This window comes from Spirosoma endbachense, assembly GCF_010233585.1.
GTDB lineage: Bacteria > Bacteroidota > Bacteroidia > Cytophagales > Spirosomataceae > Spirosoma > Spirosoma endbachense.
Window position 1 is genome coordinate 4,080,554 of record NZ_CP045997.1, and the last position, 23,190, is coordinate 4,103,743.

At 48.2% G+C, this 23,190-nt stretch carries 21 protein-coding genes; 11 read left to right on the plus strand and 10 right to left on the minus strand.

Annotation, left to right across the window (positions count from 1 at the left end):
• The first annotated feature begins 262 nt into the window (after positions 1-262).
• The 10 genes from mnmA (at position 263) to GJR95_RS16515 (ending at position 10,703) form a co-directional block, all read left to right on the plus strand.
• Entirely contained in the window at positions 263-1,420 is a 1,158-nt protein-coding gene (gene mnmA / locus GJR95_RS16470) for a tRNA 2-thiouridine(34) synthase MnmA (RefSeq protein WP_162386907.1), read from the plus strand.
• Between the two features lie 282 nt (positions 1,421-1,702).
• A complete protein-coding gene (locus GJR95_RS16475; RefSeq protein ID WP_162386908.1) occupies positions 1,703-2,389 on the plus strand; it encodes a 3-keto-disaccharide hydrolase in 687 nt (228 codons plus the stop codon).
• A gap of 54 nt (positions 2,390-2,443) precedes the next feature.
• The gene (locus GJR95_RS16480) at positions 2,444-2,695 is read left to right on the plus strand and encodes a hypothetical protein (protein WP_162386909.1); all 252 of its coding nucleotides are present in this window, start codon (positions 2,444-2,446) and stop codon (positions 2,693-2,695) included.
• Between the two features lie 42 nt (positions 2,696-2,737).
• Positions 2,738-3,418, plus strand: coding sequence for an HAD family hydrolase (locus GJR95_RS16485; protein ID WP_162386910.1), 681 nt, complete (start codon positions 2,738-2,740; stop codon positions 3,416-3,418).
• Between the two features lie 53 nt (positions 3,419-3,471).
• Positions 3,472-4,539 carry an agmatine deiminase family protein gene (locus tag GJR95_RS16490; protein ID WP_162386911.1) on the plus strand — a complete coding sequence of 356 codons (1,068 nt, stop codon included), beginning with the start codon at positions 3,472-3,474 and terminating at the stop codon, positions 4,537-4,539.
• 7 nt (positions 4,540-4,546) lie between these two features.
• On the plus strand, positions 4,547-4,885 hold the full coding sequence (locus GJR95_RS16495) for a n-acetylglutamate synthase (protein WP_162386912.1): 339 nt from the start codon (positions 4,547-4,549) through the stop codon (positions 4,883-4,885).
• Positions 4,886-4,897: 12 nt separating this feature from the next.
• On the plus strand, positions 4,898-5,599 hold the full coding sequence (locus GJR95_RS16500; protein WP_162386913.1) for a hypothetical protein: 702 nt from the start codon (positions 4,898-4,900) through the stop codon (positions 5,597-5,599).
• A gap of 137 nt (positions 5,600-5,736) precedes the next feature.
• The gene (locus tag GJR95_RS16505) at positions 5,737-8,100 is read left to right on the plus strand and encodes a peptidylprolyl isomerase (RefSeq protein WP_162386914.1); all 2,364 of its coding nucleotides are present in this window, start codon (positions 5,737-5,739) and stop codon (positions 8,098-8,100) included.
• 148 nt (positions 8,101-8,248) lie between these two features.
• Positions 8,249-9,628: a peptidylprolyl isomerase gene (locus GJR95_RS16510; RefSeq protein ID WP_162386915.1), complete on the plus strand. Its 1,380-nt coding sequence runs from the start codon at positions 8,249-8,251 to the stop codon at positions 9,626-9,628.
• 112 nt (positions 9,629-9,740) lie between these two features.
• Entirely contained in the window at positions 9,741-10,703 is a 963-nt protein-coding gene (locus GJR95_RS16515) for an AAA family ATPase (protein WP_162386916.1), read from the plus strand.
• 63 nt (positions 10,704-10,766) lie between these two features.
• Here GJR95_RS16515 and GJR95_RS41695 read toward each other — a convergent pair whose 3' ends face one another.
• From GJR95_RS41695 to GJR95_RS16540, 6 genes are all read right to left on the minus strand, one after another.
• Positions 10,767-10,943 (minus strand): hypothetical protein, encoded by a 177-nt coding sequence (locus GJR95_RS41695; RefSeq protein ID WP_174260211.1) that lies wholly within the window; start codon positions 10,941-10,943, stop codon positions 10,767-10,769.
• Positions 10,944-11,001: 58 nt separating this feature from the next.
• Positions 11,002-11,991 (minus strand): ABC transporter ATP-binding protein, encoded by a 990-nt coding sequence (locus GJR95_RS16520; protein WP_162386917.1) that lies wholly within the window; start codon positions 11,989-11,991, stop codon positions 11,002-11,004.
• Positions 11,992-12,097: 106 nt separating this feature from the next.
• Positions 12,098-13,723: an NADP-dependent glyceraldehyde-3-phosphate dehydrogenase gene (locus GJR95_RS16525; protein WP_162386918.1), complete on the minus strand. Its 1,626-nt coding sequence runs from the start codon at positions 13,721-13,723 to the stop codon at positions 12,098-12,100.
• A 199-nt stretch (positions 13,724-13,922) separates the two neighbouring features.
• Positions 13,923-14,615 (minus strand): LytR/AlgR family response regulator transcription factor, encoded by a 693-nt coding sequence (locus tag GJR95_RS16530; protein WP_162386919.1) that lies wholly within the window; start codon positions 14,613-14,615, stop codon positions 13,923-13,925.
• A gap of 9 nt (positions 14,616-14,624) precedes the next feature.
• Positions 14,625-17,465, minus strand: a complete 2,841-nt coding sequence (locus tag GJR95_RS16535) for a PAS domain S-box protein (protein WP_162386920.1) — start codon at positions 17,463-17,465, stop codon at positions 14,625-14,627.
• Positions 17,462-18,001 carry a heme NO-binding domain-containing protein gene (locus GJR95_RS16540; RefSeq protein ID WP_162386921.1) on the minus strand — a complete coding sequence of 180 codons (540 nt, stop codon included), beginning with the start codon at positions 17,999-18,001 and terminating at the stop codon, positions 17,462-17,464. The genes GJR95_RS16535 and GJR95_RS16540 overlap by 4 nt, the downstream gene beginning before the upstream one ends.
• 242 nt (positions 18,002-18,243) lie before the next feature.
• Between GJR95_RS16540 and GJR95_RS16545 the strand changes: the two genes are divergently transcribed.
• Complete coding sequence (locus GJR95_RS16545; RefSeq protein ID WP_162386922.1) at positions 18,244-18,807, plus strand: RNA polymerase sigma factor; 564 nt, start codon at positions 18,244-18,246, stop codon at positions 18,805-18,807.
• 64 nt (positions 18,808-18,871) lie between these two features.
• Here GJR95_RS16545 and GJR95_RS16550 read toward each other — a convergent pair whose 3' ends face one another.
• The 4 genes from GJR95_RS16550 to GJR95_RS16565 all read right to left on the minus strand — a co-directional run bounded on the left by GJR95_RS16550 (position 18,872) and on the right by GJR95_RS16565 (position 23,169).
• Positions 18,872-19,942 (minus strand): dipeptidase, encoded by a 1,071-nt coding sequence (locus GJR95_RS16550; protein ID WP_162386923.1) that lies wholly within the window; start codon positions 19,940-19,942, stop codon positions 18,872-18,874.
• A 120-nt stretch (positions 19,943-20,062) separates the two neighbouring features.
• Complete coding sequence (locus GJR95_RS16555; RefSeq protein WP_162386924.1) at positions 20,063-21,178, minus strand: D-TA family PLP-dependent enzyme; 1,116 nt, start codon at positions 21,176-21,178, stop codon at positions 20,063-20,065.
• A gap of 3 nt (positions 21,179-21,181) precedes the next feature.
• The gene (locus tag GJR95_RS16560; RefSeq protein ID WP_162386925.1) at positions 21,182-21,658 is read right to left on the minus strand and encodes a RidA family protein; all 477 of its coding nucleotides are present in this window, start codon (positions 21,656-21,658) and stop codon (positions 21,182-21,184) included.
• A 227-nt stretch (positions 21,659-21,885) separates the two neighbouring features.
• Positions 21,886-23,169 carry an amidohydrolase/deacetylase family metallohydrolase gene (locus GJR95_RS16565; protein WP_162386926.1) on the minus strand — a complete coding sequence of 428 codons (1,284 nt, stop codon included), beginning with the start codon at positions 23,167-23,169 and terminating at the stop codon, positions 21,886-21,888.
• Between the last annotated feature and the right edge of the window lie 21 nt (positions 23,170-23,190).

Consider the following 23,190-nt stretch of genomic DNA (forward strand, 5'->3'; position numbering starts at 1 on the left):
TTACCGCAAGACAACGTTGAATGAGGACGCCATAAAATTATTGCGTTATTTTGAATGAATATGCGTTGGCTAATGTTAGCCCGTATCTGTTGTAAGGATCAACCAGATCAAAGATAACACTTTTGGGTACAACAAAGTATGGTTTTTCTTGCTTTAATATGGCTCGGCAAGAATTTCAACTTATTGATAATCAATCCATACTGACACAAATAGACCCATATAAAACGACAAATCGCAGGACTTTGAATCCTGGCAGATCTTTATGAGCAAACACGGACGCATTTTAGTCGCCATGAGTGGCGGCATTGACTCCTCACTGGCAGCGGTTATGCTGCACGAAGAAGGCTATGAAGTAATCGGCATGACCATGAAAACATGGGATTATGCCTCGTCGGGCGGTACAAAGAAAGAAACCGGCTGTTGCAGTCTCGACAGCATCAACGACGCCCGCAACATTGCCGTAAGTCTGGGATTCCCACACTACATTCTGGACATTCGCGAAGAGTTCGGCGATTATGTGATCGACCACTTTACGGGCGAATACCTTGAAGGCCGAACCCCGAACCCATGCGTTTTGTGTAACACCCACATTAAATGGGATGCCCTGCTTCGTCGGGCCGATCGGCTTGATTGCGAATCCATTGCCACTGGTCACTACGCCCACATTCGGGAAGAAAATGGCCGGCATATTATTTCAAAAGGCGTTGATACCCTCAAAGATCAATCTTACGTGCTCTGGGGTGTATCGCAGGAAAGCCTGAGCCGGACAAAACTACCACTAGGGCACCTTCGCAAATCCGAAATACGCGAAATGGCTAAAGAACGGGGCTTTATTGAACTTGTCACAAAGTCAGAATCGTATGAAATCTGTTTCGTGCCCGATAATGACTACCGTGGTTTTCTGAAACGTCGAGTGCCTGGTCTGGAAACGGAGGTAGCTGGCGGCAATTTCGTGCTGGAAGGCACCGGCAAAGTGTTGGGCAAACATCAGGGTTATCCATTTTATACCATTGGCCAGCGAAAAGGCCTGGGCATGGCTTTTGGTCAGCCCATGTTCGTGACTGAAATCAGGAAAGATACGAACGAGGTGGTTTTAGGCGTAGATAAAGATTTGTATCGTGATGGAATGCTTGTCAGCAAATTGAATCTCCAGAAATACGATCATATTGCTGGTCCGCTCGAAACGGTCACCAAAGTACGGTACAAAGATGCGGGTACGCCAGCCACTATTTCGCAGCTTTCCGATGATAAAATCGAAGTGCTTTTCCATGAAGGCGTTTCGGCAATTGCACCCGGTCAGGCCGCTGTTTTTTACGAAGGCGACGATGTTATTGGCGGTGGCTGGATTATGAAAAGCTTCCGCCAGAGTGATGCTTCTCAAAGTCAGCATCAACCTGGTGACCAGGTAGCCTTAGTTTAAGCCTGAATCGATGCAGGGTGCAATAATACTCGATCGATTCACCTTGATCTGACCATCACTCACGGGTAAAGGCCCATCGTATGTAAAGAAATTAATTCTCTGCATACGATGGGCCTTTGTAGTTAAACGACTTTCTTTGTAACTGGGACTTTCGCTGTGAAGCATGCCACGGTTACTAATGGCGAACAAATAACCACGGTCCGCCGTTGCGACCGTCCGCGGCTGCGGTGGCACGCTTCACAGCGAAAGTCCCAGTTATCAGACTGCAACAACTTAACCTCCATGAAGAAGTGCTTGCTATTGACGGGCTGGCTGGTAGCCTTAACTATTCAGCTTTTTGCCCAAACACCTCCTACCGGCCACCCAAATACAAACGGAGCTGGCTGGAAACCACTCTTTGAGCGCGATCTTTCTGACGCTGGCTATCCGAAAGGTGTCTGGAGTTTCGAGGAAGGTGTATTGACCGCAACCGCCGATAAATCAATCTGGACGGCCAAGCCCTATAATGACTTTATACTTGATTTATTTTTTCAAACGGCCGATGGCACCAACAGTGGCGTTGTGGTGCATTGCAGCGACACCACCAACTGGATTCCGAACTCGGTCGAAATTCAGATTGCCGACGATCATGCCAAGAAATGGGCAGAATCGCCCACAAACTGGCAATGCGGGGCTTTCTTCGGCCATCAGGGCCCTACCAAAAGCGTTGTTAAAAAGCCCGGCGAATGGAATCGCTATACGCTGACTTGCCAGGGCAAAATGATTTACATCGTCCTAAACAACCAACTGGTGAATACGATTGATCTGACAAAATTCACCTCGACAAAGAAAAACCCTGATGGTTCTGATGTTCCGGCCTGGCTCAATAAACCCGCTGCAGACCTTCCTTTACATGGGTTCATTGGTTTACAGGGCAAACATGCAGGAGCCCCTATTTACTTCCGAAACTTAAAAATTAAGGAATTATAGGTGTCTGTTCCGTTAAAGGTACTTTTTCGGTGCGGCAGTTGTTAATCAGGTACCATGCAACATGAACCCCAAACCCGGCACAGCCGCGCCCTTCCCGAACTCCGATTCTCGCTTAACCTCCTGTATGTTGGTCGGCTTCTGGTTGGTCTGAAGTCAGCCGATGAGGTCGAAGACCTGTTTGATACCCGCATCGAAACAGTGACCGATGAATTGGTAGCGACGGAATTACTTCACGAAGCAGCGGTTCTGGCAGGTGACATTTTGCCGGAAAACCCCGCAACACAAGCCATGGACGATGCAGCGTAAGCAACAATCTGCTTTCTTTGTACCTCCATCCATTTCTTCCCCATGCCCGATGCTCCGTTTGCCGCCCTCTTCGATATGGACGGCGTCATAGTTGATAACACTGACTTTCATATCAATGCCTGGCTTCAGTTTGCGCAACACAAAGGCATTCCATTAACCCGAGATCAATACATTGACCATATCAACGGCCGCGTATCGGCCGATGCCATGGCCTATGTGTTCCAGCGCCCAATTGAACCCGGCGAACTTATCGTTCTAACGGAAGAAAAAGAAGCCATTTATCGGGAGCTCTATCGCCCTCATCTCCAGCCAGCACCAGGCCTGATCACGCTTTTAGAGGCTCTCAAAGCCCGGAATGTTCCGACAGCCGTTGGTACGTCGGCACCGATGAGCAATGTGCACTTTACACTTGACGGCCTATTACTCCGACCTTATTTCGACACCGTCGTTGATGCAAGCCTGGTTAAACATGGCAAACCGCATCCTGAAATTTATCTGAAAGCAGCCGAAAAAGTAGGCGTTGAACCCGCGCGATGTGTGGTTTTCGAAGATGCGTTTGCGGGTATTCAGGCAGGACTTCGGGCGGGTATGGCTGTTATCGCCGTTGCAACTACCCTAACCCGCAATGAGCTAGCCGGTTCCGGAGCATCGCTGATTGTCGATGACTTTATTGGGCTAACTGTAGACGCTATACGCGAAGTGGTCAATAAAACGGTTCATTGACCCACCCGTATTTCGTACCTTTGCCCGATCAATTTGTTGTAGTACCAACGTTCATGTCTTTGACCTCTTCATCCGAAACGTCCCTGATTCCTGCCCGTGAGGGCTTTTTCTTTCCGGCCGAGTGGCATCCCCACGTAGCAACCTGGTTGAGCTGGCCACATACCGAAGCGTCGTGGACCAACGAGCGCCAGGAATTGATGTTTCCAGCTTACATCGATTTCATTAAGGCCATTTCTGACAGCGAACAGGTCTGCATCAATGCCCACAACGACATTGTGATTCAGGCGGCCAAACTGCGTCTGCTGGCGGCTGGTGTAAACATGGATCGGATCACGCTCCTGCCCCACCCGACCAATGATTCGTGGTGTCGTGATCATGGCCCCGCGTTTCTGATCAATCCGGCGAATAAACAACGGATGATCGTGAATTGGGGTTATAATGCGTGGGGGGGCAAGTATCCACCTTTCGACCGTGACGATCTGATTCCAGTTGAGATTGCCCATTATCGTGGTCTGGACTACGTGACTCCAGGCATCATTATGGAGGGCGGTTCGGTTGAGTTCAATGGAGCCGGAACTGTACTAACGAGTCGGGCCTGCCTGCTCAACCAAAATCGCAACAGTCATCTGACGCAGGCTAAAATTGAACAATACCTCTGCGATTACTACGGTGTTCAGCAAGTGCTTTGGGTAGAAGAGGGTATCGTTGGCGACGATACCGACGGGCATATTGACGATACGGTCCGTTTTGTGAACGAGGATACGGTGCTGGCTGCCTATGAGCCAAATCAAAACGACGCCAATTACCCATTTCTTCAGGAAATCCATCAGGAACTAAAGCAGATGCGGTTACTGAATGGCAAACAACTGACCATCGTTGAGCTGCCCATGCCCGATCCGGTAGTGAGCGATGGGCTGCGGCTACCGGCTTCGTATGCCAACTTTCTCATAACCAACAAATCGGTTATTGTTCCAACGTTCCGCTGCAATAAAGATCAGCCAGCATTAGACATCATCGGCCAGTGTTTTCCCGACCGCCAGGTAATTGGCATCGACTCGACCGATATTGTCTGGGGTCTGGGCAGTTTTCATTGTCTGAGCCAACAGGAACCTAGTGTCTGACGAATCTATGTACGATAACAAAACGTTTCGATCCGTTGCCAACAGCGATAATGGCGAAGTCAGTGGTGAAACCGTGTTCCATTACCACCAGCAAGGCCAGCTCGTTTGGGCAGATTATGAGGGTGGAGCCATTGTGAAAGGGTTTCTGATTGCCACTGTTCAGGACGATCAAAGCCTGGATATGCGCTACCAGCATGTCAACACACAGGGCGAATTGATGACAGGTCGGTGTCGATCAACACCCGAAAAACTGCCAGATGGCCGCATTCGGCTGCATGAACGCTGGCAATGGACCAGTGGTGACGAATCGTCGGGCGAGTCCATCGTCGACGAAATACCCTCCTGAGCGACTTAATTTATGCGAATCTGTTCACTCTTTATCTCGTTCACGCTTTCACTCGTTTTGAGTGGATGTGCCAGGCAAACCGCGTTCACCGCCGAATTAACACCACATTTGCTGAAAGCAGTAAATCTGGAAGAAACTGTTAGTCGTCGTGATGAATTGATGATGGCCTATTCCATGACGAGTTATGACGCCAAAAACAAACCCGTATCGGTTGTCAATGGCGGTTGGGGTGTAGAACCAATGCAGAAAGGCCAACAGCTCGACCTTCGGGCAGCCGGTTCTGCCAAAGCGTTGCCCATCAGTCTGGAATTACCTCGCAACGGTCGTATTGTTGCGTCACTAGTACTGATTGAAGTGGACGATTACAATCGGGCAAAGCAACTGCTGGACCGGGTTCGCCGGGTGCATAACATCGTGTCAGGGCCAGCAGCACTGGTCGTAACAGCCACAGAAGTTTTGACCCCGCTGAAATACGTGGCGGCTGGCCTGGTTGCTTCGGGCATCGGCCTGCAACTTGTCGATCAGTTGGACGACGACGATCTGCTCGGGCAAAGCAGCGTTGAGATTCATGAAGCTGAATTACGGCAGAAAAAGCAACGGATTGTGCATGTACCCACCGTGTTTACCGGCCAAAACCTACGCGACGCCTTTGAGTATCATCTCGACTATGATATTGTCCTTAAAACCGTGAAAATCCAGCCCAATCGCCAATAAGCAATCGCCTGTAGCGTTGCTTAAGAAGAACGAATGTTTTTGTCATTAACTTGGTTTTTAGTCTACTGAGGTATGCAATCAGTACTACCGCTAGTAGCAGACAGTAACCCCATAAATCAATTTTCTATCCCGACGCTATGCGCCAATTCACAGGCGGTATCTTGCTGGCACTTGCCGTAACAGCCTGCAAAACAACCGCACCAGTGGTTCAGCAAACGCCCCCACAGCCGATTATTCTGACGCTGGGGAACAAAGCTTTCACCACTGACGATTTCTTCCAGTCGTTTACTAAAAATCAGTTCTCGTCCGATTCTGCCCAACGAACCGACGTTAAGAATTACTTCGACCTGTACACCAATCTGAAACTTAAAGTACTGGCCGCTGAGACAGAAGGACGCGACACCACCGAAGCTTTTCGGGAGGAAATGAACACCTACCGAAAGCAACTGGCCCAGTCGTATCTGACCGACAAAGTGCTGGTCGAATCCCTGTCGGCCGAAGCCTACCAGCGGATGCAGGAGGAAATAAATGCTTCGCATATTCTGGTTTCGGTTGTAGAAGATGCCGCTCCGGCCGATACACTTGCAGCCTACCAAAAGGTGGTGTCAATTCGCAAACAGGCACTGGCTGGTACTGATTTTGCTACACTGGCCCGCAATAATTCACAGGATAGCCAGACAGCGCCCAATGGTGGAAATCTGGGCTACCTTACTGCCTTTTCGCTCGTTTATCCACTTGAAACAGTAGCCTATACGACGCCCGTGGGCCAGGTTTCGATGCCTGTTCGGTCACGATCGGGGTATCATCTGATTAAGGTCAACAACCGCCGACCGAGCCGTGGGAAACTACGGGTTGCCCATATTCTGGTCCGTCTGAGTCCCAGTGCGGACGAAGCGGGCCAAAAAGCCGCCCAGGATCGTATCGATGCGGCCTATACCCGCCTGCAAAAAGGAGAAGCCTTTGAAACCGTTTGTCAGGAAGTATCTGACGATGTAACCTCCCGATCAAACGGCGGATTGCTACCAATCTTTGGCGTCGATAAGCAAGTCCCCGCTTTTGAAGAAGCTGCTTTTGGCTTAACCAAACCGGGTGAGCTTTCGAAACCTGTCCGCACAAACTATGGCTGGCATATCATTAAGCTCGTTGAACGTAAAGGGCTGGAGCCTTATGCAGATCTGGCCCCTTCGCTACGTCAGCGCGTGATGACCGATACCCGCGCGGATGTATTGCGGCAGGCGACTGTACAACGGCTAAAGAAAGAGTACGCGATCCAAGAGGATAAAGTGGTAGTTGAAACCGCATTAGCCAAAGCCGATAGCAATCTATTGCGTGGCCAATGGCGCTACTCTGAACCACTTGATCCTGCCTTGCAGAATAAACCCCTTTTTACGATCTCCGGTAAGCCCGTTACAACCAACCAGTTTTTCGCTTATGTGCGTCAGAAACAGCTGCCCCAACGCAATCCGGCTTTAGCCACTACGAATCCCGTCACACCTTCTACGGGCTCACCTGCGGTTTCGATGCGCCGATTACTCGACCGGTTTGAAGGCGATCAGTTAATTGCTACTGAAGAAGCGAATCTGGACAAAAAATCATCAGAATTTCGTTCGCTGCTCAACGAGATTCGGGATGGTGTCCTGCTCTCGCAGGTAATGGAGCAAAACGTATGGGAACGATCGATGACGGACTCAACAGGGCAACGGCAGTACTTTGACCAAAACAAAGATAAATACCGTTTCCCCGAACGTGCTGTCGCAACGATCATCGTGGCTCAGAACGACGATTTGCTGAAACAAGCCCGCGAAATGCTGGCCGGCAAACCGCCCTACCAACTCAAACGGTCGGCGCCCGATTTGCTTTATGACCGTAACCAAACAGCTCTGGCTGCCCTGCAGCGGGATAATATGTATGACGTTTTGGTGACTCTTGCCCGCAATCCCGACTATGTTGTTGAAGTATCGGGGGCACATGATGCGACAGAACGCGATTCTGTTTCGGCGGGTCGGATTCGAGCCGTTGTCAGTTATTTACAGAAGAGCGGTATTTCGCTGAATCGCATTGCGGAGAAGGATTACCAGGGCGCGCCACCCCGTCGAACAACTGATGCGACCAAAGACACAGGGGTTCAGCGCCGAATTTCGTTTCAGTATTTTTCGAATGCCAAGGCCGACATTGCGAAAGTTCTGAACAGTAACCATCAGATTCCCTCGGGCAATCCAGCCGTAACGGTTACCGAAGGCATTTTTGCGGAAGGGAACAATCCATTTCTGGACAGTATCGATCAGTGGAAGGAAGGCACAACAACGTTTAATCGGGATGGAAAATCTGTTTCGATAACGATCAGTCGCCTTGACCAGGCGCGGGGTAAAACGTTTGCTGAGGCCAGGGGTGCAGTCATTAACGACTATCAGACGGTACTCGAACAACAATGGATTGCTCAGCTTCGACAAAAGTATCCCGTGAAAGTGAACGAAGACGAAATCCGGAAACTAGCGAAGTAAACGATAAAAGAACAGCGGTTAAATTTCTATTAGTAGAAACGGAAAGTCCAGTGTCCAACGTCCGAAATCTAACCACTTAAATCAAGAATCACGTCTTAAATTTCCTTAAAACTCAGAGCTATTTGGGTTCTGTGCGTATATTTAGATCATGAAAAAAGTAATCTGTAGTGCTTACATCGTTTTGATGGGCTGGTTTCTGACCGCACCGGTCTTTGGCCAGGGTCAGGGTGTAAGCCTGAATAAGATCATTGCAAAGGTCGATAACTACTACGTTCTTCGGTCTGATCTTGAAGAATCTTACCAATCTTATGTTGGCCAGAATCAAACTCCTCCCCAGAAATGTCAGTTACTGGAAAGTCTGGTTATCAACAAAATGATGCTGGCGAAAGCGGAAATTGACTCCGTTGTAGTCGATGACAAGATCGTAGATAGCGAACTCGACCAGCGGATGCAATACATGGTCCAGCAGTTTGGTTCCGAGAAAAACATCATTGAAGCCTACGGAAAAAGCCTGGAGATGCTCAAAAGTGAACTTCGCCAGCAGGTGAAAGATCAGAAAATTGTTCAGAAAATGCAGCAGAAGATCACGACCGACATGAAGGTAACTCCTCGTGACGTTCGAAAATTCTTCGATGCTATTCCGAGAGACAGTCTGCCTTACATGCCTGCCGACGTTGAAGTTGGGCAAATTGTTCGGTTTGCGAAACCGACCAAAGAGCAAAAAGAGGTGCTGCGCCAGAAATTGCTGGATCTCAAAAAGCGTGTTCAGGCGGGTGAAGATTTTGCCAAATTAGCCAAAGAAAATTCAGAAGACGTTGGTTCTGCCCAGAACGGCGGTGACCTCGGCTTTGCCAAGCGGGGAGCGATGGTAGCCCCTTTTGAAGGAGCAGCTCTGAAACTAAAACCGAACGACATTTCAGATGTTGTTGAATCTGATTTTGGTCTTCACCTCATTCAGTTACTGGAAACCCGAGGAGCCGAATATCACGCCCGGCACATCCTGATCCGGCCCGATTATAATCGACTGGATTTAACAGGTCCATCCCATTATCTGGATAGTTTACGGACACTTATCGTTGCCGATTCGATAAAGTTTGATAAGGCTGCCCACGATTTTTCAGAAGACAAAAGCACAGCCGACGCTGGTGGCCTTATTCGCGATGCACAATCGGGAAGCAGCCGTCTGGCTATGGATGGCACGATGGAATACGCGATGTTTCAGATGCTCGACACGATGAAAGTGGGTAGTATTTCGGCTCCACTGCCTTACCGTACTGAAGACGGTAAAAGTGCGGTACGAATATTGTATTTCAAGAGTAAAGTAGCGCCCCACACGGCCGATTTCAAGATTGATTTTGAAAAACTCCAGAACATTGTGTTAACCAACAAAAAGAACCGCGCTATTGATGAGTGGTTCCGAAAGTCGGTTGCTGATGTTTATATCACCGTCGATCCTGAATTTCAAAGCTGTCGCATCTTTGGTACTACCCAAAATAGTGCGGCCGCCCTCGGTCAGGGCGGAAATTAGTGATGAGACGGTTTGCCGATGTGGATGACTGGTGACCGCAACTGCTTCATCACTCATCCACATCGGCAAACCGTCTCATCATGTAGTATTCATCATTAACCCCTTTTCACCTGTGCCTTACTCATCGGATGTTGCTGCTGCAGAAGCCCTTACTACCTCTTACAAAAAACTAAAATCTGAAATTTCTAAGGTTGTTATTGGTCAGGATGATACCGTAAGACTGCTGTTAACGGCTATTTTCTGTCAGGGGCATTGCCTGTTGGTAGGTGTGCCGGGGCTGGCTAAAACGCTGCTTATTCAGACCATTGCCGGCGCACTTGACCTGGAGTTTAATCGGATCCAGTTTACGCCCGACCTGATGCCGTCGGATATTCTGGGCTCCGAAACACTCGATCAGGAACGAAATTTCAAATTCATAAAAGGGCCCGTTTTCGCTAATATCATTCTAGCCGATGAGATAAACCGGACACCTCCTAAAACGCAGTCGGCTTTGCTGGAAGCGATGCAGGAATATGCGGTTACCATTGCGGGTCAGAAGTATAACCTAGGCCGTCCGTTCTTTGTACTGGCCACGCAGAACCCCATCGAGCAGGAAGGAACCTATCCCCTACCCGAAGCTCAGCTCGACCGGTTCATGTTTAACATATACCTCGATTATCCGTCTTATCAGTCGGAGCTGGACATTGTAAAAAGCACCACGAGCGATCAGCGTTACGAAGTACAGCAGGTTATTACAGGGGAAGAAATCCGGGAGTTTCAGCACCTGGTGCGTCGGGTGCCCGTTGTCGATAATGTTGTTGAATACGCGGTTAAACTCGTTCACAAAACCCGCCCGAATACCGAATTAGCCGCTTCGGATGCGAATCAATATCTGGAATGGGGGGCTGGGCCACGGGCATCACAGGCGTTGATTCTGGCGGCCAAATGCAATGCATTGCTGAATGGCAAATATTCACCCGATATCGAGGATGTTCGTGCCGTTGCTTTACCGATACTTCGCCATCGCGTTGTTCGCAACTTTAAAGCAGAAGCTGAGGGTATATCCGTTGAGCAGTTGATCAAACGAATGCTCTGATTACGAGGACTAATCATACGCAAAAAGCCGATCTATTCTCGTAGATCGGCTTTTTGCGTATGATTAGTCCTCGTAATCATTTGATTTACCCAGGTAATCATCTTTTTTTCCTGTCGAGTTGTCGTCTACGCCCGAAGCATCAACATCGTCGTGTTTTTCGCTTACTAAAAAGTTTTTATCGGGTCTGGATGACGGGTCGGTGCCTCTTTCTTTTTCATCTTCCTGCTGTGGCTGTTCCATAACGTTTTGTTCGTTTGTTTACACTTACAACGCAAAAAAACGACCGGGGTTAGAAAAGTTAGCGTTGGAGCTTCCAGATCGATTCGCCAGCTATTTTGATTCCAATAAGCTGGCCAACCTGTAGGTCATCGCGGGTCGATAGCATACGCAGGCATACATAACGCGATAGTTCAACGTCTATTTCGTAATGGCTACCTTTAAAAAACAAGGCCCGAATTGTCCCACTTAGGCCCATATCATCCAATCGAATCTGCTCCGGACGCAGGCACAATAAGGCTTCGGGATTATCAACTCCGGACAAGCCTAAAGTGGGCAGGTGCTTTGCTTTCAAAATATTGACCGAACCCGTCATTCGGGCGGCATAAGCTGTTGCAGGTCGCCGGTAAACCTCTTTCGGGGGTCCGAATTGAACCAAACGGCCATCGCGCAAAATTCCTAACGAATTGGCAATTGATAGCGCATCGCTGGCATCGTGGGTCACCAGAAGACAGGCTGTGTTTTCGTGCCGAACCAGGTCAACTAGCAGATCGCGAACAATGAGTCGGTTGGGTAAATCGAGGTGGCTGAATGGTTCATCCAGAAGCAATACCGCAGGCTTATCGGCAATAGCGCGGGCAATGGCCGTACGCTGTTTTTCGCCACCTGAAACCTGGCGCGGCAAACGATCCTGCACATCCGTCAATCGGCAGAGCTTCAGCAGTTCATCGACCCGAAACTCGCGGTAGCTTTTCTCAAAAAAACGCAGTGCATAGGTAATATTTTCGCGAACCGATACATTTGGCATGAGTTGATATTCCTGATGAACAAGCCGGATATCTTCATGACCGGGAACCAGTACCTCCGATGGCCCCGGCACCCGTTCACCATTGAGCCGGACTTCGCCTTCGTCGGCATCTGTCAGACCGGCTAACATACTCAATAAGGTACTTTTTCCGGAACCGCTGGCCCCAACAAGTGCCATAACAGTACCCGGTTCAAGCTTCAGCGATACGCCATGAACAGCCGCTATCGGGCCAAATAATTTGGTGAGTTTATGTGCTTCGAGCAATCGTAGGTAAACGTTTTATAAGCTGGCAATAACCAAAAAACAAACGACCGGGCCAAATGACCCAGTCGTATTTCAACCGAAAATTGCCTGTGGTTCCAAACAAATTCTAAAAGATAAAATTTGTTGACAGAAATTTCGATTTATGCTCACTAATAATGTCATTCAGTATCTCTTTATTGGAAACTGTATCTTTGGTTGCAACCACCGTTCGGATAGAAAACGATCGTAGTGCATCCTCAACAGACAGCGTTCCTTCGGCCGAATCTTTGCGCCCTGTAAACGGGAATGTATCGGGCCCGCGCTGGCATTGAGCATTGATATTGACACGGCTTACCTGATTGACAAGCGGGTCGATCAACTCAGCAATCTGATCGGTGTCGGTTCCAAAAATACTCACCTGCTGGCCATAGTCGGCAGTAATGATGTAATTGATGGGCTCCTCGATAGAGTCGAACGGTATTACCGGAACAACGGGGCCAAACTGTTCTTCACGATACAGTTTCATTCCTTCCAGAACAGGGTAAACAACGGCGGGCTTGAACAGCGATCCAGCCATCTGTCCACCACTTTCATTTATGACAGTTGCACCTCCGGCCTGCGCTTCACGAATACATTCAGCCAGATAATCAGGTTTGCTAGGTTCAGGCAAAGGCGTGATTTGAGCACCGGCATCCCACGGCATTCCTGGTTTCAACTTACTCACTTCCGGTCCGAAGCGACGCAGAAACTCGTCGGCAACTGAACGGTGTACCCAGATGATTTTGATGGCTGTGCACCGTTGACCATTAAACGAAAGCGATCCGAGCAGGCATTCTTTTACGGCTACATCCAGGTCGGCATCGGGCAGAATAATTGCCGCATTTTTAGCATCCAGACTCATTACCGACCGGAGCCGGTTGAGCTTCGGATGGAATCGCTGTAATTCATCGGCTACACGGCTAGAGCCAATCAGCGTCAGTACATTGATCTTACCCGACTTCATAACGGGCGGAATCACATTGGCTCCACGACCATAGAGCGAGTTGACAACACCTTTCGGAAAGCTCGTACGGAAGGCTTCCAGTAACGGATAGTGTAGCAGGGAACCGTGTTTAGGCGTCTTAAACAGAATGGTGTTGCCCATCAGAATGCTTGGAATGAGCGTTGTATACGTCTCATTAAGCGGGTAGTTAAACGGCCCCATTGCTAAGACGACACCCAGCGGAGACCGCCGGATTTGCCCAATAATTCCTTCTTCAATGCGAAATCGGGAGCTTGCGCGGTCGATGTTTTTGAGTGCATCAATGGTGTCGTAGATGTATTTGACCGTCCGATCAAACTCCTTGATCGAGTCGGCCAGATTCTTGCCAATCTCCCACATCATCAAATTAATCACCAGCTGCCGCTTTTCCAGCATTTTGCCGATGAAGGTTTCCATGCACCGAACGCGGCCCTCGATGGACATGGTTGGCCACTCTCCCCTACCGTTGTCATAGGCATTGACGGCAGACTCTAAAGCTTCGAGCGCTTCCTTATCGGTCGTGACCGGGAAACTCCCAACGAGTACACGTTCTAGAGTACCCCCTTCGGCGGGTATACAGATGGGCGAGTATACCTCCGAAACGGGACCACTCCAGTGGCGCATTTCTCCATTAATCAGGTATTCGCGCTGGTGAATCGGTTCAATACGGTAGTCGGCCGGAATAGCCGACACATTCGATGGGAAAAGACTGGCTAGCTGAGAATCATTCATAAAAAATAGATTGAAAGGAGAACGGCGGCAAACGTCGCTATTCGCGGAATGAATTCCAACCCGGTAGCCAATAAAAGTAAGCAGTGACTAACTTATTGAGTAGTTAGTACAGCCAAAAACGATTCTGATTTTGTAATTAATCCTGGTGTTCAGCAAATTTCGATAACCCACCGATTACCCGTTCACTTCGGCCGTATGTTCATAACAGATTGAGCCGATTCATCAATTCTGATTTATTGGCTCGACTGATCGGAATCACTTTATTGCTGATTACCAGCGTATTTTCTTCAATATCAACGATCTTATCCAGATGAACGATAAAGGATCGATGTACGCGAAGAAACTGGCTACCTAGTTTTTCTTCCAGGTATTTCATTGTTGTATAGACAATATGCGTCTGTGTTGGAGTAAAAATTTTCACATAGTCACCCGTGTTTTCGATGTAAGAAATTGTATCAAACGGCAGTCGAATATATCGTCCCTCGGACTTAATGTATATCTCCTGTCGCCCAATGGCTGAATTTGGTTTAGCGCGGCTATTCAGTTCCAATACTTTCTCAACGGCTATGTTGAAACGGGGCAGCGTAATTGGTTTTTTAAGGTAGTCGGTCACCTGGTATTGAAAGGCGTCGAAAGCGTATTCGGTTTTACTGGTCGTTAAAACCACAAACGGGATCGACGGCAGCTTTTCCAGCATCTCAAAACCGGTTAAGCCTGGCAATTCAATATCCAGCCAAATCAAATCAACCATTTGTTCAGCCAGAAAATCCAATGCGGTAGTGGCGCTGTCAAAAGCACCTAAAACTTCTAACGAACCGTGTTGTTCACAAAGTCGTTGCAACGACTTGCGAGACATCAGTTCATCTTCAACAATAATACAGGTCAAAACCATGGTCTATAACTACGATAGCTTTTGTGCTTCTTCTTCCAAAACAGGAATCATTTCATTAGTTTTTACGATAATATCGTTACAATATATTTGCAATATTTCATTTTCAGATCCTTGCTTTATTATCTTTTCCAATTGAACCATTTTTTCTTCAAGTATCGACAAACCCACCATGCCAAAGGTCGGTTTTAGCTTGTGTACTTTGCGCGACAATAGGGTACGGTTTTGCTCCAGGCACAGTGTTGATAACTCATTGATTTCAGGGATGATATCTGTCAGAAAGGTTGAGAACATTTCAGCTGCGTAGGCGGTATCGGTTCCATATAAAAGCGTTAATCGCTCCCGATCAATTACATTTTCGGCATCGGCCTGAAGCTCAGCTGGCGCATACCGCTGTAGTAAATCACGAAGCTGGGCAGGCTCAAATGGCTTGGTCAGGAAATCGTTCATTCCTGCCTCCAGCGCTATATTTTTATGATCGAGCATGGCCGATGCGGTTAAAGCGATAATTGGGATATGCTGATTGGGATTGTGCGTACTTCTAATGGCAACAGTTGCTTCATAGCCATTCATAATGGGCATCTGTATATCCATCAGAATGATATCGAAGCGCTGTTTTTTAGCTTCTTCAACGGCCTGTTTACCATCCAGTGCAAGCGTATAGGGCATGTTCCATTTGGTAAGCAGGCTACTGATATACTTCTGATTCATGAGGTTATCCTCTACAACCAGAATATGACAAACCTTTAGTTCGTCAGCCATCGAGGCATCTCCGACAGCGGATGGTGCGGGTTCAGCCAATGCGTCGCCTTTGCGAAATGGGAGCATAAACGTAAACTGGCTGCCCTCTCCCTCCCGGCTCTTGACAGCTATAGTACCGCCCTGAATTTCAACCAGTTCCTTCGTTATAGCAAGGCCCAGGCCGGTTCCTTTGTGCTTATGCCCCTGTGGATTTACCTGCTTAAATTTCTGAAACACTACCTCCAGTTTTTCCTCCGGAATACCTATACCGGTATCAGCGACCGTAAATTCGATCCAGTAATTTGTTTCATCCTGCTTTCTGATCCGGGCCGTAATCTGAATACTTCCTTCCTCGGTAAATTTTTCAGCGTTTCCAACCAGATTCATCAATATCTGGTTTAACATCACATCATCCCCAATAAAATTATCGGTGATTCGGGCATCGAGCATCACATCAATGTCGATCGGGCGGCCCTGAATTTTCATTTCAAACACTTTTTGAACAGCCCTGAGCAGGCCCCCCAGATCGAATGGTCGGGCATATACCTCAATTCGGCCGGCTTCTATTTTGGTCATATCCAGCAGATCGGAGATTAGACTATGTAAAAAATCAGCAGATGTTTTCAGAATATCAATGTACTCCCGTTGTTGACGGCTTGGCTGCGTATCAAAGAGCAGGTGCGACATGCCAATAATGGCATTGAGGGGCGTTCTGATCTCATGGCTCATGTTAGCCAGAAACTGCTTTTCAGCCTGCCGGGCATCGTCGGCAATCTGTTTTGCCTTCTCCAGTTCCTCTTCCAGCTGCTTACGTTCAGTCAGGTCATAGTGAATGCCCATCGAACCAACAATTGATCCCTCTTCGTCCAGAATGGGAACGCCACTGACCAGCACCCAAATGCGGCTACCGTCCCGTTTCACAAGCTGTAATTCGTAAGACCCCGCATTTCCCTGCTGCCGCTCGCGTTGCTGCTGGTTAATAACAGTGTTAAATTCGGGAGCAACCAGAAACTCATCGGCTTTTTTACCAATCAGCTCGTTTTCTGTATAGCCGATCATCTTACAGAACCGCTCGTAAGACCGAATAATCCTCTGGTCATTGTCTACTTCCAGCAACCCCAGTTCCATGTTATTCATAATCCCCCGGTACTTTTCTTCACTTCGGCGAATACGTTCGCGAGCCAGGTATTTTTCGGTGACATCACTGTACTTCCACAAATGCCCCATAAACTCCTCACCGAAGTAAATGGGGACATAATCGCGCTCCAGAATACGGCCATTCACCATCCTGATTTCCTCACCGACCGTTGCCTGGCGATTCTGAACCAGTTGTTCAATCTGCTGAACAAATCCGTTCGGATCTTCCATCAAATGCTTGAATTGCTCGGCCGATTGGGAATAATCGAGCCCGATCAATTGCTGCGGACTTTCTTTAACATCAAAAATGTCGCAAAACAACTGATTGACCAGAATGACACGTCGTTGTTCATCTTTAACCAGCACCCCGGATTGCAGGCTGGTTATAAGCGTCGAGAGTCGGGTTTGGGTGGTCTGTAATTCTATTTCGGTCTGTTTACGATCGGACACATCGCGCGCTACGGCCACGAGTTCGCTTATTTCGTTGTTGTTATTAATCGATCGAACCGTCTGACCGATCCAGACAATACGCCCATCTTTGGCAACTACCGGGAACTCAGTATAGGTACTATCCAGGCGCTCAAGCAGCATCGTCTGATAAAACTCGACGAGCTGTTTTCGATAGCCAGGCGCTACAAAATCCGTAAAATGCTTACCGACAAACTCCTGTTCTGTATAGCCCAGCAGCTTTTCAACGACAGAGCTGACAAAGGTAAAAACACCATTGGGCGCAATCTTATAAATGATATCCTGAACGGACTCGATGAGCTGACGATAGCGCTGTTCACTCTCACGAAGTTCAGCCAGTTTATCCCGAATCTGTTGTTCAAGATTTTCATTTAAGTGCTTAAGCTGTTCATTCGCATCGTAAAGCTCCAGCGCTTTTTTTTCTAAAATAACTTCAGCCTGAGTTCGGGCAGCTTTCTCGCGTTCAAAACGCCTTTTAAATAAATCGGCATCACCTGTTTGTGTCATTCCTTCACAATATCAAAAAGTACATGACTACCGTCGTCCGTGAGATTCGTTTTCGTGATGGTTGCCTTTTCGCCAAAATAAGCTAAACAGCCGTCGATCAGTCCATACGCAAAATCCGACAGTTTTCGCTCAGACTCATAGTACATACGCAAATGATTCTCGGTTGGTTGTTCGACCGTAAAATGGGGTAATTCAGCGTCTGGATATATTTTTTTTACTTCCACATGAATATAATGCTGAATGGAATTGAGGAGGCTAAACGCTGAATCAGAACGATCGACGAAAGGCCGGTAACTTTTTGTGAAGGTAATAAACATGTACCGACCATAGGATCGAAGTAAGTCAGGTACCGGAATGTGCGTGTGTTCGCTTAGCTTACTAACTAATGTGACCATTTCGAGGTGATCGTAAGTACCGATAGTCGTATAGGTTCCTCCCGAAGGAAGGTCACTCTCTGTCAGTAATTGATCTACTAATTTATAGTCGAACTTCTCCTCAATCATCTCTAAAAACTCGGTAAATACAATTCCTTTCATTGAAATTATCAATTATATATATTGTAATATTAAATAAAATTTTGGTAACAAATATACTATTATTCGTATAAAAAGAATCTCTATTAGAAACTGTAAATCTTAATTTCTACCAAAAAACGGGTGAAACATACAGTTCATCGAATTATGGTGCATAAAGCCAGATAACAGGGACAACTTTACATCGTCAGCAGACAAAAAGTGACATAAATCTCTGTTTCTATTCTTCACACTTGTACAGTATCATGAACCTTAAACTGAATGACGAAGAGGTAATCCGGCAATACCTTACCTCAAGTCCTAATGATTGCTTTGAAACCCTTTACAATCGTTACGTCAATAAAGTCTACAATCGGTGTTATTCTTTAACTAAGGACTCCGAGAAAGCACAGGATTTTACGCACGATATCTTCATCAAGATGTTTTCGTACCTCGATCGTTTTGAAGAACGGTCAACGTTTTCGACCTGGTTATATTCTATTTCCTATAATTACTGTATGGATCAGCTCCGATTGGGCAATCGGCTGACGATGACGACCCTGGTAGAAGAGGAGGACGAGTCTGAGGGTCACGCGATAAGCACTGATGAACCTGTTGATCTGGAATACAGCATGCAACAGCTCACCAAGGCAATGAACTCCCTATCGCAGGAAGAAGCGATGATTTTACGATTGAAATATCAGGACGACATGGATATCCGGCAAATTGCCAACCTGCTTCAACTGAAGGATAGTGCCGTAAAAATGCGGCTGAAACGCTCACGCGATAAAGTCAGGCAGTTATGTGGAGCAACCATATTTGCCGATTAATAAAGCGTAGAGACGCAGTACCGCATCAGTGGGTCGTATACCTTTACTTGCGTCTCTACAAAAATCAACGCCACACTTTCCTCAAAAAACGGAGCCAGTTACCATGCATAACTTTAGCCACGTCTTCCTCCGTATAGCCACGCTGACGTAATAAATCGGGGATTTTCTGGAGATCGGCAATGGTTTCCAAATCGTAGGGGCACTGCTCTTTCCCGAATGCACCATCTAGGTCAGAACCGATACCGATGTGATTGGCATTGCCAGCAATCTGACAAATGTGATCGAGATGGTCGATCATAACGGCTAACTTACAATTCATACCTTCGGGGGTCGATTGGCCCCGCACCCAGTTAGGCACCATCATCCAGGCATCCAGCGCTCCGCCAATGACCGCGTCGCGCACGATGAGTTCCCGAATTTGTTCGTCGCTGAACTGACGATTATGGTTAACCAGGGCGCGGCAGTTATTGTGACTGGCCCAAATCGGCCCATTAAAATAATCCAGTGCCTCCCAGAAACTATCGTCGCACAAATGGGTCGCGTCCAGAATAATATTAAAGCGCTCCATCTCGCTGAGTAACGCCTGTCCGGCGGCCCCCATGAAACCCGTTGCGTCCGTACCCTGCGCGTAGCGACCGGGACCATAGTGCGCTGGCCCGATGGCCCGCAACCCATACGCATACGCCCGCTCTACGTAGGCTGGCGTAATAATCGAATCAGCACCCTCAAGACTCAGAATGTAACCGACTGGTTTCTGGTCGTTCGGTGTACCGTCACTCCAAAGGGCCAAGTGATTTTCAAGGCTCGTCAGATCGCAGATTTGAACCATTTCGCCCGCTTCTTCCATCGTTTTATACCAGATCTGCTGGCCCTGCGTCTGTGCCCAGGCCTGCTCCGGCGATTGCCAGCCCGGCAATGGATTACCGGGTGCAACGAAGCGGGCAATCTGTGTTGCCACCACCAGGCCAATATTGCCACGACGAAGGTCGGGCAGCGACACAGTCGCCTTCGTCCGATCAGGCTTATCGGTCATACCCTGCTCGCGTTCGCGCAATCGCCCGACTGGCTGACGGAGGTCACGATTCCACTCCATCGCGTTCATACTCAGGTCGAGGTGGGCATCAATTGTAAACATTATCTGGAGGAGAAAATGGGATGGTCGAGTTCGACATAATAAATTCTGTAACTTTCTAACACGCTGACACACAACCCCGTGTATAGGCCACAAAAACGGCAAACCGAATACTGGAAAATACTATACGGAAATCATTCGATCTCTGGCAATGGTTAGCCATTCATTCGTAACCGCACCGTTTTCGATGGTATAAGCTCGCTCATAAAGCGCAACCGTTGGGCAAATATGATTGGGCAATCCATACAGCACGTCACCGATCTGATAAGCATGATCCGATCCCGCTTCAACAACCAGGTGTTCTTCACTCTGGCCAATTGCTTTCAATTCGGGTGCGTTCAGAAACGTGACGCGTTGCGCCAGATCGCCCTCTGCGGCAACTGATTTATGGCCTATATCCAGGCAAACTTTGGTGGCGTCGGGCAATGAAATTACCCGTGCCACAACGAGCGCGGCCGTCAGAAACGGTTGTTCAGGTAAGCCGGTCTGGTAGCCTTTGTCCCAATAAATGAACGTACCTGGGCTACAGTCCACGCCCGGTCTTTTGGCATGAATCGGGAAAGTCGGGCTTCCACCAATAACAATACTGGGTTGTGGAAAACCACGAGCTACCAGCGTGTCGCTTAGTCGTTGCACTGGCGCAAAGGCGGCATCGCAATCGGCGGTACGAACGGCGAAATCCGGGTTACGAAGGTGACCATCATACGCATGCAATCCGACAGGCTGAACGCCTTTCAACTGGTCGAGTTCGGCAAAGAGCGTAAGTACCTCGTCTGTTGGTGCGATACCTGTGCGGTTCATTCCCACGTTCAGATCGATATAAACGGGCACGATCAACCCGGCCGATACGGCCAGTTCTGAAAGCTGACGGCTCGTAATCAGATTATCGACCAGACAGGCAAACTGAATCGTTGGATAGTCTTTCATCAACACCAGCAGCCGATGCATTTTAGCACCATTGGGTTGATAGGCCAATAGAATATCCGGAGCCCCGCATAGCGCCAGCATTTCGGCTTCGGCAATCGTCGCACACTTGAACTTGCGGATACCCGCATCCAGCATCAGTCGGGTTGCTTCACGCGATTTGTGCGTCTTTACGTGTGGTCGCAGCCGGTTAATGTCGTCAATAGACTTGATCAGCAATGCAATATTTTGTTGCACCCGGTTGGGGTACAGCACCAATGAAGGCGTGTCGAGATGCGAGACATCGTCAATCCAGTACCAAGGGGTTTGTTGCATCGATCAGGCCAGTTCAAATAATGCCTCGACTTCAACCGGAATATTGTCGGGTAATGACCCCATACCCACGGCCGATCGAACGCCAATTCCATTCTCTGTTCCCCAGACCTCGGCGAACAATTCGCTACAGCCATTGATGACGTATGGATGACGCTCAAATTCGGCTACACAGTTGACCATGCCCAACACTTTAATGACGCGTTTCACCCGATCGAGACTACCTAAATGGGTTTTAATTGTCGATAAGATGGCCAATCCTACCTGCCGGGCGGCTAATTTCCCCTGCTCGATATCCAGATCGGCGCCAATACGGCCAATAATGAGGCTTTTGTCATCCCGAACCGGACCGTGGCCCGATATATACAGGTATTTCCCGTCAATGAGATACGGCTTATAAACGCCCAGCGGCTGGGGAGCGGGGGGCAACGAGAGACCGGTTTGCGCGAAGGCTATTTCAGGGGTCAATACGTCAGCTTGCATAATGAATCGAACGAATGTTAAACGAAATGATTGAGGAGAAAGTCCCCCCTTCAGAGAGACAACGGTCAGGACCGGTTTGTATCGTCCAAATTTAAATTAAAATATTCCTTACTTACGCTATGCCACTCAGCGAACATGAAGCGTCGAAGAACCCTGCATTTTAAATTATTGATTTTAAATCAGTTAATCCGTTGGTTTCTCCAGGCTATTTTATTCAGGAATGCTACTTACGAGCGTGGCTTTTGCGTAACAACAACCGGACTGGCAATACCATCCAGATCATAGACAATTTTCCCCTTTCGAATGGTCATTTCACATTCCAGCTTTTGCCTGCCTTCAATCTTATGGCCCGTGTAGTCAAAGAAACCGAAATAACCCGTATCACGCACTTCGAATTTACCACCACGAACGTTTAGAATGGCAACATCGGCTACCGAACCGACCGATAAATGACCTAACTCCGGACGTCTGATGGCCTGTGCTGGGTTCCAGGTACTCGCTTTGATGACACCCGGCAAATCCATTCCCATAGCCATAAATTTCGACATCACATTCAGCATGTCTTTCATGGCATTGTTCATGCTTCCGTTATGAATATCCGTACTGATCGTGTTTGGATAAAAGCCACTTTTCAGGGCTGGAATAGCCTGTGAAAACGCGAAACTAAGTCCTCCATAACCTACATCGAAGAGGATTCCCTTCTTCTTTGCCTCCCAGACGAACGGTTTGATTTGGCTCGTAGACACATCCAGAATGGGCTCACGCGACTTTAATTGCCCGAAGCAGTGGGTGTAAATGTCGCCCGGTCGAAGGTATTTCAGAAACAGGTCTTCAATGGACAGTGTGGGTGTACTGCCCCCAAAATCAATCATAACAGGCAGATTAGCCAGTTTTCCGGCTTCGACAGTACGTTCGGTTGGTGTCCAGTTATAGCCGCTATAGTGCGCCAGCTTGACACCGACTATCCAATCGGGATACTGTTTCGCCAAAGCCGCCGTCTGGCTGGCATCCATATCATCGATGTTCTGTTCGAACTTTCCGCCCCGCATACCGCTCCCGACAATGTTGAGCATGGCCAGCACGCGCGTTTGCGAACGGTCGATCGTTTGTTTTTTGAACGTTTCGAAATCGCGCCAGCCAGCACTACCCGCATCTACGATGGTAGTCACTCCGTTGCGAAACGTAAACCCATCGGGGGGCAGCGCGTTAGGACCATTGCTGTATGCCTGATCCAGGTTTGTTCCAAAAAAAACGTGGGTATGGATATCGATCAGGCCGGGCGTAACATACAAGCCCCTGGCATCGACAACCTGATCAGCCCCTTTGGTGTCCAGATTTTTACCAATCTGGTTGATTTCACCATCCAGTATGGCAATATCCAGTACTTCGTTAAGGTTGTTCTTAGGGTCAATAACATGCCCCCCCTTGATCACAATACTAGTCGTTTGGGCATAAGCCAGCCTGCCCAACGAGCTGATGATCACAAAAAGTAAAAACTGTATTTTCTTCACTACCAAATCATTGCGGGATGG

What these genes read in the sequence shown, in the direction of transcription:
- mnmA (WP_162386907.1), top strand. Translation starts at nt 263, where the DNA reads ATGAGCAAACACGGACGCATTTTAGTCGCCATGAGTGGCGGCATTGAC.
- GJR95_RS16475 (WP_162386908.1), top strand. Translation starts at nt 1,703, where the DNA reads ATGAAGAAGTGCTTGCTATTGACGGGCTGGCTGGTAGCCTTAACTATT.
- GJR95_RS16480 (WP_162386909.1), top strand. Translation starts at nt 2,444, where the DNA reads ATGCAACATGAACCCCAAACCCGGCACAGCCGCGCCCTTCCCGAACTC.
- GJR95_RS16485 (WP_162386910.1), top strand. Translation starts at nt 2,738, where the DNA reads ATGCCCGATGCTCCGTTTGCCGCCCTCTTCGATATGGACGGCGTCATA.
- GJR95_RS16490 (WP_162386911.1), top strand. Translation starts at nt 3,472, where the DNA reads ATGTCTTTGACCTCTTCATCCGAAACGTCCCTGATTCCTGCCCGTGAG.
- GJR95_RS16495 (WP_162386912.1), top strand. Translation starts at nt 4,547, where the DNA reads ATGTACGATAACAAAACGTTTCGATCCGTTGCCAACAGCGATAATGGC.
- GJR95_RS16500 (WP_162386913.1), top strand. Translation starts at nt 4,898, where the DNA reads ATGCGAATCTGTTCACTCTTTATCTCGTTCACGCTTTCACTCGTTTTG.
- GJR95_RS16505 (WP_162386914.1), top strand. Translation starts at nt 5,737, where the DNA reads ATGCGCCAATTCACAGGCGGTATCTTGCTGGCACTTGCCGTAACAGCC.
- GJR95_RS16510 (WP_162386915.1), top strand. Translation starts at nt 8,249, where the DNA reads ATGAAAAAAGTAATCTGTAGTGCTTACATCGTTTTGATGGGCTGGTTT.
- GJR95_RS41695 (WP_174260211.1), bottom strand. Translation starts at nt 10,943, where the DNA reads ATGGAACAGCCACAGCAGGAAGATGAAAAAGAAAGAGGCACCGACCCG.
- GJR95_RS16525 (WP_162386918.1), bottom strand. Translation starts at nt 13,723, where the DNA reads ATGAATGATTCTCAGCTAGCCAGTCTTTTCCCATCGAATGTGTCGGCT.
- GJR95_RS16530 (WP_162386919.1), bottom strand. Translation starts at nt 14,615, where the DNA reads ATGGTTTTGACCTGTATTATTGTTGAAGATGAACTGATGTCTCGCAAG.
- GJR95_RS16535 (WP_162386920.1), bottom strand. Translation starts at nt 17,465, where the DNA reads ATGACACAAACAGGTGATGCCGATTTATTTAAAAGGCGTTTTGAACGC.
- GJR95_RS16540 (WP_162386921.1), bottom strand. Translation starts at nt 18,001, where the DNA reads ATGAAAGGAATTGTATTTACCGAGTTTTTAGAGATGATTGAGGAGAAG.
- GJR95_RS16545 (WP_162386922.1), top strand. Translation starts at nt 18,244, where the DNA reads ATGAACCTTAAACTGAATGACGAAGAGGTAATCCGGCAATACCTTACC.
- GJR95_RS16550 (WP_162386923.1), bottom strand. Translation starts at nt 19,942, where the DNA reads ATGTTTACAATTGATGCCCACCTCGACCTGAGTATGAACGCGATGGAG.
- GJR95_RS16555 (WP_162386924.1), bottom strand. Translation starts at nt 21,178, where the DNA reads ATGCAACAAACCCCTTGGTACTGGATTGACGATGTCTCGCATCTCGAC.
- GJR95_RS16560 (WP_162386925.1), bottom strand. Translation starts at nt 21,658, where the DNA reads ATGCAAGCTGACGTATTGACCCCTGAAATAGCCTTCGCGCAAACCGGT.